Annotated in this window: 6 protein-coding genes; 5 read left to right on the forward strand and 1 reads right to left on the reverse strand. The window is 32.3% G+C overall.

The window, feature by feature from the left end:
- The 5 genes from RTW14_RS18515 to RTW14_RS18535 form a co-directional block, all read left to right on the forward strand.
- Positions 1–1,186 (forward strand): thioesterase domain-containing protein (locus RTW14_RS18515; RefSeq protein ID WP_312654278.1); only part of this gene is annotated, 1,186 nt, incomplete at its 5' end.
- 56 nt (positions 1,187–1,242) lie between these two features.
- On the forward strand, positions 1,243–4,302 hold the full coding sequence (locus RTW14_RS18520) for a cyclic peptide export ABC transporter (protein WP_312654280.1): 3,060 nt from the start codon (positions 1,243–1,245) through the stop codon (positions 4,300–4,302).
- A complete protein-coding gene (locus tag RTW14_RS18525; RefSeq protein WP_312654282.1) occupies positions 4,289–4,984 on the forward strand; it encodes a thioesterase II family protein in 696 nt (231 codons plus the stop codon). Before RTW14_RS18520 ends, RTW14_RS18525 begins: the two co-directional genes overlap by 14 nt.
- Positions 4,985–5,002: 18 nt before the next feature.
- On the forward strand, positions 5,003–11,476 hold the full coding sequence (locus RTW14_RS18530) for a non-ribosomal peptide synthetase (RefSeq protein WP_312654284.1): 6,474 nt from the start codon (positions 5,003–5,005) through the stop codon (positions 11,474–11,476).
- Positions 11,477–11,537: 61 nt separating this feature from the next.
- Positions 11,538–12,239 (forward strand): 4'-phosphopantetheinyl transferase family protein, encoded by a 702-nt coding sequence (locus RTW14_RS18535; protein ID WP_312654286.1) that lies wholly within the window; start codon positions 11,538–11,540, stop codon positions 12,237–12,239.
- Positions 12,240–12,308: 69 nt separating this feature from the next.
- On the opposite strand, the gene nhaC is transcribed toward RTW14_RS18535, so the two are convergent.
- Entirely contained in the window at positions 12,309–13,793 is a 1,485-nt protein-coding gene (nhaC, locus tag RTW14_RS18540; RefSeq protein WP_312654288.1) for a Na+/H+ antiporter NhaC, read from the reverse strand.
- Positions 13,794–14,424 lie beyond the last annotated feature (631 nt).

A 14,424-nucleotide genomic window follows, 5' to 3' on the forward strand; every position in this document is an offset into this window, starting at 1 on the left:
AAATGGAAAGGTTGATAGAAAAGCATTACCAAGACCAGAAGGACATATTAATACGAGAGAAGAATATGAAGCACCAAGAAATGAGACGGAAAAGAAGCTGGCAGAGCTATGGCAGGATATATTAAAGGTAGAGAAAATAGGGATAAATGATAATTTCTTTCAACTTGGAGGACATTCATTAAAGGTTTCATTACTTGCGTTAAAGGTGAAAAAAGTGTTAAAGGTAGATCTTCCATTAAGAGAAGTATTTAAGACTCCTACAATAAAAGCGCTTGCAGATTATTTAAATAAAGATATTCCATTAAAGTATGATCTAACGGATGAAAGTGTAGTGCTTATTAAAAAAGGAAGCATTTCAGCAGAAAACCTTTTCCTAATACATGATGTAAGCGGTGATATTTTAGCGTACTCCCATTTATGTAATAATCTCACATCGGATTTTAATTATTGGGGGATAAGAGCAAAAAATATAAAGGGACTTGCTCCTGAAAATCTAAGAATAGAAGAAATTGCAAGTTGTTACATGGAGAAAATTAAGAATATTCAACCTAATGGTTCCTATCATTTGGGTGGTTGGAGTACAGGAGGTAGCATTGCATTTGAGCTAGCAACACAATTGGAAAAGAATGGAGAGGAAGTGGAAAAACTTTGGCTGTTTGATGCAGATGCTCCAGGGGATTCAAAGCAAGGTATTCAAAATTGGAATAAATTTAAAGGATTTACAGTAGAGTCAGAAAAAGATTTTATTAATAAGTTAGCTATAGAAACAAAAATTAGAGATAAAATACAAAGTTTGGATGAGATAGAAGCAATATGGTATAAAATCACAAAATATTTAGAAGAGCATAAATATAATGTGGACGAAGTTGCCAACTTTATGAATAGCTATATACCTTTTGCATCTGAGTATTCTGATGGGGAATATATCAATATAATCAACAAAGTGAATTTAATAAGGTCTCTTGACAGAGCAACAGTATTGTATATGCCAGTAGATATGATAAAAGCTGAAGTTGTATATTTTAGAGCAAAAGATAGCCACATTAACGATGTTGGGAAATGGTTAAAGTATTGTAAAAACCTAAAAAGCATTGTTGATATTGAGGGAAATCATTTTTCAATTTTTCAGCAGCCTGATATTAGTATGTTTTCAAAGGAATTTGATAAACGATTAAATGGGATTTAATAATCCCATTTAATCTGGCTTAAAGTACAATTATTAAAAAATATAAGAGGTATATTATGAGGGGTATTAGAGTAATCAGCTTATTTATTATTTTTTCATTGATATGTGAATGTTCTGTCTATGCAGACACTTATTCCAAATTTTTAAGCCAGAATGTCGGTAAAAATTGCGAGGCATTTATTCAAAAACAATATAAAAAGAGTAAGATACCGGATATGTTTGTTGTGGTTGTTAATGGCAATAAAACAATTTACAGTAAAGGATTTGGAAATGTGTCCGATAATACCTTGTTTGAACTGGGATCCACAAGTAAAGCTTATACTGCATTAGGAATTTTAAAACTGGAAGAAGAGAGCTTAATAGATTTGAATGCTCCTGTTGATAAATATCTGCCCGGGTTTATTATGACGTATAAAGGAAAGCCTGCTCATATAAAAATAGAACAACTTTTACATCATACAAGTGGAATCTCGTCCAATACGATAGGAGATATACCTGTTTCAAACCAGCCGGATGCTTTAAAAAAGACGGTTGAGCTTTTGGTTGGAAAAGAGCTTGAATCAAATCCAGGAGACAGGTTTTCTTATGCTACCATTAACTATGATGTGTTGGGCTTGGTAATAGAAAAAGTGTCAAGACAATCATTTGAAAATTTTATGAGGAATGAAGTATTTTTGCCATTAGGACTTAATAATACCTTTGCAGGACGGCAGCCAGAACTGGAAAAGAGAATAATAGAAGGATATAAAATAGGTTATGGAAGAAGCCTCTTGTATAAAGCACCTCAATATAGAGGGAATGTTCCCGCAGGCTATATCATTACAAATGGGAAAGATATGGCAACGTGGCTTAAACAACAAATTAATATACACCAGGCAGATAATTCTTTAGGAAAGGCTATAGAAAAAGCCCATATGCCTGATAGAACAGTTCCACCAGACTCTGATGGAGGTTCATATGGTGGAGGGTGGATAGTATATCAAAAAGGTGGAGGAGAGTATTCCCATGGGGGAGAAAATCCAAACTATTCCTCCTATGTTATATTTAGACCGGAGGAACAGCTGGGAGTTGCAGTTTTATGTAATATGAATTCCAGTTATGCAGGAACAATTGCAAGAGGCGTTATGGATATAATGCTTGGAAATACTCCAAAACAAAAAACTAAGGATATGTATAGAAGTTTAGACTATATTGCAGTGGCTATTATTTGTATTTCTATACCGTTTTTAATAACCAGTTTGTATTATTTACTAAATATACTATATCAAATAGTTTGTAAAAATAGAAGATTAGCAGGAGCTAGAATAAATGTATTTTGGGCTTTATTAAAAATAGCTGCAACAATTACAATCCATGCCTCTTCTTTGTATATGATACCTTGGATATTGTTTGATGGTCTGCCGTGGAATTTTATAAAGGTATGGGCTCCGCAGAGTATTATAGTATCTTTATGTTTGATTTTTAGTGCAGGAAGTATTTTCACTGTTTATTATTACTTGAATCGTATATTTCCAAGGGATGATGATAAATCATTTTTTTCTGTAATAACACTAAGTGTATTAAGCGGATTTGGTAATGCACTAATCATATTTATAATAAATTTGGTATTAAGTCAGTTTGACCCTGATGATAAACATTTGGATGTTGGTTTACTATTTTATTTCATTATAGGTATTGTTATTTATGTGTTAGGACAGCGGATTGTAAGATTAAAGCTTATCACTGTTACAAATAACATAGTGTATAAGAAGAGAGTAAACCTAATAGAACGTATACAGAAGACAAGCTATCAAGACATTGAAAATTTGGAAAAAGGGGATTTGATAGCATGTCTTAATAATGATACAGAAATTATAAGTACTTTTGCAAACATAATTATAACCGCAGTTGCAAATAGTGTTACATTAATCTGTTGTTTTATATATTTAGGTATGGTTAATTTATGGGGAGTTTTAGTTTCTATAGTTATTGCAGCTTTGGCATTGACAATGTATTATTTTGTAGGCATTTCTGCAGAAAAGCTTTGGGATAAAGTAAGGGATAATCAGAGTTTGTTTATAAGATATATAAATGATCTTGCTTATGGATTTAAGGAATTAAGTTTGAATAGAAGTAAAAGAGAAGGATTTAATAATGACATATTAGAAAGCTGTAGAACTTATCGTGATAAAAACATAGACGGAAACTTTAAATTTGCAAATGTGTTTGTAATAGGCGAATTATTATTCACATTTGTTATTGGTGCAGTTGTATTCCTGTTTCCGCTACTTTTTAAGGAAATAGAAGGATCAGAGCTTATTCAATATGTATTTATCTTTTTATATATGACAGGTCCTATACATGGTATTCTTGATTCTATACCAGAAGTAATGCACGTAAAAATAAGCTGGAAAAGGATAAAAGGGTTGGAAAAATATCTTTCTGAATTTAAGGTAAAGCCTGAAGAAAGAGAATGTGAACAAATTAAAAATGTCTGTATAGAGCTTAAAGATATTGAATACAGTTATAAGAATTGTGATGATTTGGAATTCAAAGTTGGCCCAGTTAATTGTAGCTTTAAACCAGGAGAAATTACTTTTATTACCGGAGGAAATGGTAGTGGAAAATCTACTTTAGCTAAACTGATAACTGGGCTTTATAGACCAGATAAAGGTAAAGTATTTATAAATGGTGCAGCGGTAAATGAGGAAGGGTTAGGGAAATATTATTCAGCTATATTTAGTGATTATTATCTTTTTAATAAACTTTATGGAATAGACTGGAAGCATAAGGTGGAAGAAATAAGAAATAAAATGAAACGATTTAGGATTGAAAACAAGCTGACAATATCAAATGGGGAACTTAGTACAACCAAGCTTTCTACAGGACAGCGAAAAAGAATTGCATTAATGATAAGCTATTTAGAAGACCGTCCAATTTATTTGTTTGATGAATGGGCAGCAGATCAGGATCCTGAATTCAGACGGATATTTTATAACCAAATTTTACCAGAACTTAAGAAAAAAGGTAAGACCGTTATTGCAATAACACATGATGATGGTTATTTTAATACGGCGGATAAAGTGATAAAGATGGAAATGGGAGAAATTAAAGAGGTAACATATGAGAAAAATTAGATTATTTTGTTTACCATATGCAGGAGGGAATGCTAACATCTATTTCAATTGGAGAAAAAGTTTAGAAAAATATATTGAATTATGCCCACTAGAATTAGCTGGTAGAGGTAGAAGGTATGAAGAACCCTTTTATGAGACGCTAGATGATGCAATAGAGGATATCTATAATATTATGAAGGATCAAATTAAAAATATAGAATTTGCCTTCTACGGTCATAGTATGGGAAGTATTATTGCTTATGAATTAGTACTTAGATTTCAGGAGAGACTTGGAATCATACCAAAACACGTATTTTTTTCTGGACATAGAGCACCAAATGTAGCTTCAAAAGATAAGAAGACTTATTTCCTACCTGATGAAGAATTCAAAAACGAGGTTTTAAAATTAGGTGGTACGCCGAAAGAAATATTGGAAAATGCTGAATTAGTTGAATTTTTTTTGCCACTGTTAAGAGCAGATTTTAAAATAATAGAAAATTATTGTTATCAAGATAAAAAAAATAAATTAAACTGCGACATAACTGTTTTAAATGGTAAAAAAGATGACTTAACACTTAATGATATAGTTGAATGGAGAAATCATACAAATGGGCAATGTAAAATAATAATGCTAGATGGTGGGCACTTTTTTATTAATGATAACACTGAAAATATTGTTAATATAATAAATAATACACTGTGATATTAAATGGAGGACCTAATGGAGATTAATGATAGAATATGTGAATATAAAAATCTTGTTGAACCATTAAGAAATGCTATGAATAATGGGAATGGAATTACATTTATAAATAGTTCAAGTGATGATTTATTCCTTTCGTATTCTCAGATATATCAGAGAGCATTGTCGCTATTGTTTTATTTACAGAAAGAAGGAATAAAACCTCAAGACGAGTTAATCTTTCAGCTTGATAATCAACAAGATTTTATAATTGCTTTCTGGGCATGTATAATGGGCAGATTTATACCTGTACCGGTGGTTATTGGGACAAATGAAGAACATCTATTAAAATTAATTAAAATATGGAAGATACTCAATCACCCCAACTTACTGATAAACAAAGAAATTGCAGAAGCATTATTAGCTAAGAAGCAAGAGACAAAAGAATTGCAGGATACGTTAAATAAGATGATGATTAAATCAATATTTATTGATAGCTGTACAGATGATAAGAAAAAAGGAGTCCTTCAAGAATCCCTCCACGATGACATTGCCTTTATTCAGTTTTCATCGGGCTCTACTGATGAGCCAAAAGGGGTGGTATTGACTCATGGAAATTTGCTATCCAATATATATGGGATATTAAAAGGGGCACAAGTGACCAATAGTGATTCTGCCTTGAACTGGGTACCTTTAACACATGATTTGGGGCTGATTGGATTACATATGTGCCCGTTAGCGGCAGGTATAAATCAGTATTTAATGGAGACAGAAACATACATAAGAAATCCATTGATATGGTTTGAAAAAGCCAGCCAGTATAAAGTTTCTCTACTGGCATCACCAAACTTTGGGTATAGGCATTTTATAAATTTTTATAATAATGATATGCAGAAAGATTGGGATTTATCTTGTGTAAGATTAATATTTAATGGAGCAGAGCCAATTTCTACGGAATTGAGCAAAGAATTTTATGATGTAGCATCAAAATGGAAGTTAAAATCATCAGTATCATTTCCGGTATATGGATTGGCAGAAGCTAGCCTTGGAGTTTCTTTTCCACCAATAAATGAAGGCTTAAGAAGCATTTCTATAGATAGGCATACCCTGAGCATTGGAAGTGCAATCAGAGAGATATCATCAAAAGCTGATAATAGTATTAAGTTTGTAGACTTGGGCTATCCCATAACTGGATGTGATGTAAGAATATGCAATGAGCATAATCAAATAGTAGGAGAGAAGATAGTAGGATATGTTCATATTAAGGGTAATAATGTAACAAATGGCTACTATAATAATAAAAAAGCAACGGAAGAAGTAAAGACAATAGATGGATGGCTTGATACTGGAGATTTGGGCTTTTTTAGAGACGGACGACTAATAATAACAGGAAGAGCAAAAGATATTATTTTTATAAATGGACAAAACTATTATCCTCATGATATAGAAAAGATAGCACAGGATGCATATGGAATAGACTTGGGAAACATTGCAGTTTGTGGTATTTTTAATGAATTTACTCAAAGAGAAGAGGTTACGGCTTTTGTAATTCATAATGGATCTTTAGAAGATTTTGTACCTATTTCAGAGGGTTTAAAAAAACAGATAAGCAGGAAAACAGAACTTGAAGTTAATAGTATTATACCTGTTAAAGATATTCCTAAAACTACAAGTGGGAAACTTCAAAGATATAAATTGAAGAAAGAATATGAAGAAGGATTATATAAAGAAGTTATACAAAAACTTGATAGTATGATTCAAAAAAGAAATGGAGAAAAAATAGTAACAGAGCCATCTAATGAGATTGAAAAAAAGTTGATAGACATTTGGACAGAAGTCTTAAATGTAAAGAATATAGGGGTATATGATAATTTTTTTGAATGTGGAGGAAACTCTTTAAAAGCAGCTTATATAGCTGCAAAAACACAAAAACAACTGGGCGTAAATGTTTCATTAAAAAGAATGTTTGAAATCACTAATATCAAAGAATTAGCAGTTTGCTTGAATAGGGAGGATAAAAAGCCATATGAACCTATTCATAAATTAGGAAACAAAGAATATTATAAACTTTCCAGTCAGCAAAAGATGATATATATAATGTCTAAATTAGACGAAAACAGAACTCATTATAATATCGTACAAGCTTTAAAGTTAAATGGGAAGTTGAATAAGGAAAAACTGAATAATGCTTTTAAATCAGTTATAGAAATGCATGAAATTCTTCGTACCTATTTTGAAGAAATAAATGGTGAACCAGTACAAAAAATATGCGAAAAGGTAGACTTTGAAATAGAATACCAAAAATTGCAGCAAGGAAAGCATGAAATTAATGAGATAATAGATAATTTTGTAAAACCATTTAATTTAAAAAAATCTCCCCTTTTAAACACTTTGCTCTTAGAGATTGAAGAGGATATCCATATATTAGTTGTTAATATACATCACATAATTTGCGATGGAAGTTCAGTAGTCTTGCTGATGAAAGATATTTTTGATATATATAACGGGAAACAAAAGATAAGACCTGCCATTCAATATAAGGATTATGCAGAATGGCAGAACAGTATAGGTGCTTCAGAAATAATAAAGAAACAAGAAAGCTTTTGGCTTAAAGAATTTCAGGAGGAAGAAGTTCCGATTATCAGGCTTCTCCAACATCGGAAAAGACCATTACTTCAAGGTTTCCAGGGAGATAGAATATATCTGAAACTCCATAAGGATGCCAATAACAGACTAAATAAACTTGCGAAACAAAAAGGCTGCAGCCTGTATATTTTACTTCTGACAGCTTACTATGTTTTAATGAGTAAATATACACAGCAGGAAGACATTGTAGTAGGAAGTCCGGTTTCCGGGAGAACACACCCTGACGTGGAATATGTAACAGGTATGTTCGTCAATACATTAGCTTTGAGAAATTATCCTGAAGGGGGTAAAAGCTTTAGTCATTTCCTTGCAGAGGTAAAGGATAAAGTGTTTACAGCTTTTGACAATCAGGATTATCCATTTGAGAGACTGGTTGAAAAGCTTCAATTAAAAAGGGATACAAGCAGAAATCCACTGTTTGATACCATGTTTGTATTGCAGAATATGGATATTTCCCAGATTAAGGAAAATGAACTTATCATAGAAAAATATCCTTATTTGAGTAAAATATCTAAGTTCGACCTGACTCTTTTTGCAGAAGAAACCAATAATGGTATATTATTTGAATGGGAGTATTGCTCCAATATACTGGACCGGGACACTGTAGAAACAATGGGACAGCACTATATGACTATTTTAGAAGAGATTCTCAACAACCCAGAGATTAAGCTATCTGAGATCTCAATGATGTCTGAAGAACAAAAAAAAGAACTTATTTATGATTGCAATGAGACTCAGACAGAATATCCAAAAGATAAAACACTTCAAAAATTGCTTGAAGAGCAAGCAGAAAGAACTCCCGATAATATAGCACTTATATATAATGATGTTAAAATTACATACAGACAACTGAACCAGAGAAGCAATCAGCTTGCAAATTATTTAAGGAGTCAGGGATTTGGCAGAGAAGATATAGCAGGTATCGTCATGGATAGAAGCATAAATTTTATCATTACAGTTTTTGCAGTCTTAAAAGCTGGAGGGGCATATCTGCCTATAGATATGGCATATCCTAAGGACAGAATTAAATATATATTAAAAGACAGCGGAATAATTTGGTTGTTGGTAGAGCATGATCAAAATACACCATTAAAATATGAGGGAAATGTTATCAATGTAAATAACGAGGAACTACTCAGACAAGATAACAGTAATCTTAAATGTATCAATCATTCTGGTGACTTGGCTTACGTAATCTATACATCGGGAAGTACAGGTAAACCAAAGGGCACAATGCTTGAACACAGATCCGTTATTAATTACATATGGTGGGCGGCAAAAAATTATGTGAAGAATGAGATCCTGGCTTTGCCGCTATATACAACTATTTCGTTTGATCTGACTGTAACCTCTATGTATGTGCCATTAATAACAGGTAATAGTATCGTCATATATGATGAAGATGATAAACAGCTATTAATAGAAAAGGTCTTTGAGGAAAATAAAGTAGGAGTAGTAAAACTTACACCTGCACATTTAAAGGTGATAAAGAACAGGAATAATAAGGATCTTGGAATTAAACGCCTTATAGTGGGTGGTGAACAACTAGATACACAGACGGCAAAAGAAGTATATGAAAGCTTTGGGGGCAATATTGAAATATATAATGAATATGGACCAACTGAGGCTACTGTTGGCTGTATGATATACCAGTATGACTATACAAGTGATATAGAATTAGCCGTACCTATAGGAGTACCGGCAGATAATGTGCAGATATATCTGCTGGATAAGAATTTGCATCCTGTTCCGGTGAACACAGTAGGAGAAATGTATATATCCGGAGATGGCGTGGCAAGAGGGTATTTGGGAAAAGCAGAGCTTACTGCGGAGAAATTTATTTCAAATCCATTTATTTATGGAAAAAGAATGTACAGAACAGGAGATTTGGCAAAACATCTTACAAATGGTAACGTAGTGTTTATTGGGAGAAATGATGACCAGGTAAAAGTAAGAGGTTATAGAATCGAAACTGCTGAAATAGAAAAAAGATTGCTGGAGCATCAAGAGATTAATCAGGCGCTGGTTATGGCAAAAGAAGATGATGACGGAAGTAAATATCTGTGCGGATATTATGTTTCAGATAAAATACTAAAGTCAGAAGAGTTAAGGAAATTTATCATAAAAGAATTACCGGAATATATGGTACCCTCTTATTTTATCTGGCTTAATCATATACCTTTGACATCTAATGGTAAAACAGATAAAAAAGCCTTACAAAACTCACTGGAAAATATTATTGCTGATAGGGAGTATACAGAACCCATAGATGAAGTAGAAAAAATAATGGTTTCGGTATGGGAAGAAGTATTGAAAATTGACAAGATTGGTGTTACAGACAATTATTTTTCGCTTGGAGGGGATTCCATAAAAGCAATCCAAATTATTTCAAAGCTAAATCAAAAAGGAATGGATATAAATGTAAAAGATATTCTTACATATCAAACAATATCAGGATTGTGTAGTCAAATAAAATGGTGCAGTAACGAAAAAATATATGAGCAAGGCATACTGGAGGGTAATGTAGAACTAATACCAATACAGAGATGGTTTATTAATAGAAAATTTCAAAATACTAATCATTATAATCAGACTGTAGTATTAGGGCTGAAAGAAATAATGGATATAAAAAAATTAAATAGTGCGTTTGATATATTGATAAGACATCATGATGGATTAAGACTTAATTATAATTCTGATAAAAATAATTTATTCTATAATAATATGCATTTGAATAAGTCTTTTGAAACAGCTTACTATGACATATCCGCATTTGGAAGTCAAGAACAATATCAAGAGATAGAGAGGATAGGAAATACTGTAAAATCATGTCTAGATATATATAACGGACTGCTTATCAGGGCTGTGCTGATTGACAGGGGGGCTAAATCTCAGCTACTTATAATAACCGCACATCATATGATAATAGATGGTGTTTCATGGAGAATACTACTAGAGGATTTTTTTAATCTGATTGATGATAAGCCCCTTCCTGTAAAGACAGCTTCGCAGAAAGAGTGGTATGATGCTTTGATAAAATTTTCAAACAGCCGTGAGCTTACTGATCAGATAGAATACTGGAATTCAGTACAGCAAACAGTATTTGATCTGCCTAGAGACATTAAAACTAATAATTGGACGATAGATTGTATTAAAAAATGTAAATTTTATTTAGATGCAGAGTATACCGTAAAACTGGTAAATGAAGCAAACAGGCCATATAATACAACAATCCAGGAACTTTTAGTATGTGCACTGGTCAAAGCAATTAAGGTATGGACACAAAATAAAATTATTAAAATTGAACTGGAAAGCCACGGAAGATTTTTAGATGAAGTTAATGTAAGTAGAACAATAGGCTGGTTTACTTCGATATATCCGTTTAGGTTAGATTTATCTGAAGAGGGTTTAGAAAAACAGATTAAAGAAGTCAAGCAGCAGCTGAGAGAGATACCTGTTACTGGTAATGGTTATCCTGTATTAAAATACATTAATGGCTGTTTTGAAGATGAGGAGAAAATTGTACCAATAAGGTTTAACTATCTTGGAGACTTTGATAATGTTATCAATTCAGAAAAATACTTTTATTATAGCGGTAATACTGGTAATGATTTTTCTCGTGAAAACAATATGACCGCTCAAATTGACATAAATTCCATGATAGTAAACGGAGTACTTGAATTTGAAATGAATTATAATGGATTGGCGTATAAAGAAAAAACAATTAACAGTTTTCAGAATCTTGTATGGGAAAATTTGAAAGAACTAATCAATTATACAGCCGGAATAAAAGAAGTACATTTTACCCCATCAGATTTTGATACGGTTCAAGTTGACCAAGATGATTTAGATAGTCTGTTTGGATAATTTGTAATCTCAATAATACAAAAAGAATTTTAGGAAAGGAGTATTTATGCGATAAAATGTGATGAAGATATACGGGATTAAACTAATACAGGAAAATGAAAAGGATAAGCTACATTATTTAATGAATTTCATTTCTAAAGAAAAAAGTATAAGAATTAGTAGATATCGAAGGTGGGAAGATTTTCAAAGAAGCTTATTATCAGATGTTTTGATAAGAAGTATGATACATAGAAATTTTGGAATACCTAATGATAAGCTTCTGTTTAAAACAAATGAATATGGAAAACCTTATTTAATGAACTCTAATATATATTATAATATTTCTCATTCTGGAGAATGGGTAATATGTGTAATGAATGAGACTTCTCCTGTAGGGATTGATATAGAAGAAGTCAAAATAATTGATTTTAGTGTTGCCAAACAGTTTATGACTGAAAAGGAATATAATAAATTTGAACAATTAGATGACGTAACAAAGCAAAATTATTTCTATAAAGTCTGGACTACGAAAGAGAGTTATATTAAAGCTGATGGAAGAGGTATGAATATACCTCTAGATATAATTGAGACTAATTTTAGTAAGAATGGAAATATCCAGGTGAGTATAAACGCCTTGGAAAGTAAATGTTATTTTAATCAATTTAAATTAGAAAAATGTTATCTTATTACGGTCTGCAGTGCTTTTCAAAACCTCACAGATAAAATTGAAATAATCAATATAGATGAGATTGTACATGAATTAAAAGTATGCACTGAATTATAATTTGGTATAGAAGTAAAATAAAAAACAGGGTGCTTGTGGTAAGCACCCTAAAATTTGTTTTTGAAAGGTTTATGCTTCTAAAGCCTTTAAAGCAGCAGCCTTTTCAGCTTCTCTTTCTTCTATAATCTTTGCATAGTGTTCATCTGTCATTTTTTCCATTGATATACCAGTGAAACCATAGAAGATAGATACTAATGGGTTGATGATATTTAAGAATGCATATCTGCCATAAGATGCAGTCGGTACGCCTAAGAATGTAGACATTGCAGCACCGCAAGTGTTCCAAGGAACTAAACAAGAAGTGATTGTACCTGAGTCTTCTAAAGCTCTGGAAAGATTTTTAGGAGCAAGCTTTCTGTCTTCAAAAGCTTCTTTGTACATTCTTCCAGGAAGTACGATAGCTAAGTATTGGTCACCAGCTATAACATTCATAAAAATACAACTGAAAATAGTAACTGTAATTAATGAACCAGTGTTTTTTGCAGCTTTGAGTAATGCTTGAGCCATAGTAGCAAGCATCCCTGAAGCATCCATAATACCGCCAAAGCACATTGCACAGATGATCAGATTAATAGTTTGCAACATGGAAGCCATACCGCCCTTTTCAAGAAGAGAAACTAAGTCAGGCATAACAGCATCAGGATTTGCAAATTTAAATCCATTGTGGAGAATGCCTGGCCAATCGGCTAAGGAAACACCTTGAAAAATGGAACCAAATAAGCAACCAAGTATGATACCACCCATAAGTCCGGGTAGAGCAGGTAATCTTAAAGCTACTATTGCAATTACCACGATAGGTGGGATTAATAAAGCCAAATTAATGTTGAAGTTGCCTTTAAGTCCTTCCTGTAATGCATTAACAACAGACATATCAACGGTTTGACCAGCCTTGCCCATACCAAGAATTCCATAGATTATTAAAGCTAGCACGAGTGAAGGTGTAACTGTCCATACCATATGTCTGATGTGATCGAATAAAGTTGCACCAGCCATAGCAGGAGCTAAGTTTGTAGTATCTGAAAGAGGAGACATTTTATCACCAAAATAAGCACCGGATACAATTGCACCTGCTACCATAGCAGGATCCATACCTAAACCCTTGCCAATACCGATTAGTGCAATACCGATAGTTCCAGCTGTAGTCCAAGAAGAGCCTGTTGCAAGAGAAACGATACAGCATAAGAGGCAAGATGCAAGTAGGAAGATTCCAGGGCTTAAAATCTTTAAGCCATAATAGATCATAGCTGGTACAACACCACCAGCAATCCATGAACCAATTAGAAGACCTACAGTTAAAAGAATAAGCATTGCCTGCATGGATCGATTAATGGAAGCAAGTATTCCAGCTTCCAAGAATGACCATTTATACCCATTTATAATTGCGATTATTGCTGCGAATATTGCAGAACAGATTAGTGGAATATGTACTAAGCCATAGTCACAGGCAAAAGCCGGACCGAATACTTTCCCTAGCATTCCTAAAGAATAGGCTAAGGCAATTAAAGTAAAGAGCATCGTGACAACACATTGCCACATAGGTATTTTTCTACCCATAATATAATTCCTCCTTAAAATAAATAAAAAATAAATGATAAAAATGATAAATAGTGTGAAAATTTTCGCAACTCTCACAATTCCATTATAGGAGAGTAATCAAACATTGTCAAGGAAGAATATGCATGTAAATTCATGCATACATATAAAAAAATATGGTAGTTAATTTTTGATAAAATCTTTGCAAATAATTCAAAATTAGACCATTAAAAGCATGATAAATTAGAATGTGAAAAAAGCATTTTAGGAAAAAATACAAAAAATGTATAAACAAATAGGATAAAGTGATGAATAAATATTGCTTTAAATTTATAAAGTATTAAAATATAAAATTAAAAGAATGTAAATTAATGTAGTAGACATTTGCAAAAAAAGAGGGAACATAAAAATGAAAGCTACTATATATATATGCAGAATAAATCGGTTTTTATTCCAAGAAATTTGCAGACTTATAGAGTAAAAGCAAATAATAATGAAATAAATTGAAAAAGTTGCGAAAAAGTATTGACAAGTTATTCAACTTTTGCTATTCTAATATAGCTGTCGCAAGTGAGTGCAAACAAAGCTTGTTAAGCAGCAAGAACCTTGAAAACTTCATAGTGTAGAGAATTAGTCAAGAGAACATTAAGTT

Origin of the sequence: Aminipila sp. (assembly GCF_032051575.1) — a bacterium.
GTDB lineage: Bacteria > Bacillota > Clostridia > Peptostreptococcales > Anaerovoracaceae > Aminipila.

Coding starts and splice junctions, on each gene's coding strand:
- RTW14_RS18520 (WP_312654280.1), top strand. CDS start 1,243: ATGAGGGGTATTAGAGTAATCAGCTTATTTATTATTTTTTCATTGATA.
- RTW14_RS18525 (WP_312654282.1), top strand. CDS start 4,289: ATGAGAAAAATTAGATTATTTTGTTTACCATATGCAGGAGGGAATGCT.
- RTW14_RS18530 (WP_312654284.1), top strand. CDS start 5,003: ATGGAGATTAATGATAGAATATGTGAATATAAAAATCTTGTTGAACCA.
- RTW14_RS18535 (WP_312654286.1), top strand. CDS start 11,538: ATGAAGATATACGGGATTAAACTAATACAGGAAAATGAAAAGGATAAG.
- nhaC (WP_312654288.1), bottom strand. CDS start 13,793: ATGGGTAGAAAAATACCTATGTGGCAATGTGTTGTCACGATGCTCTTT.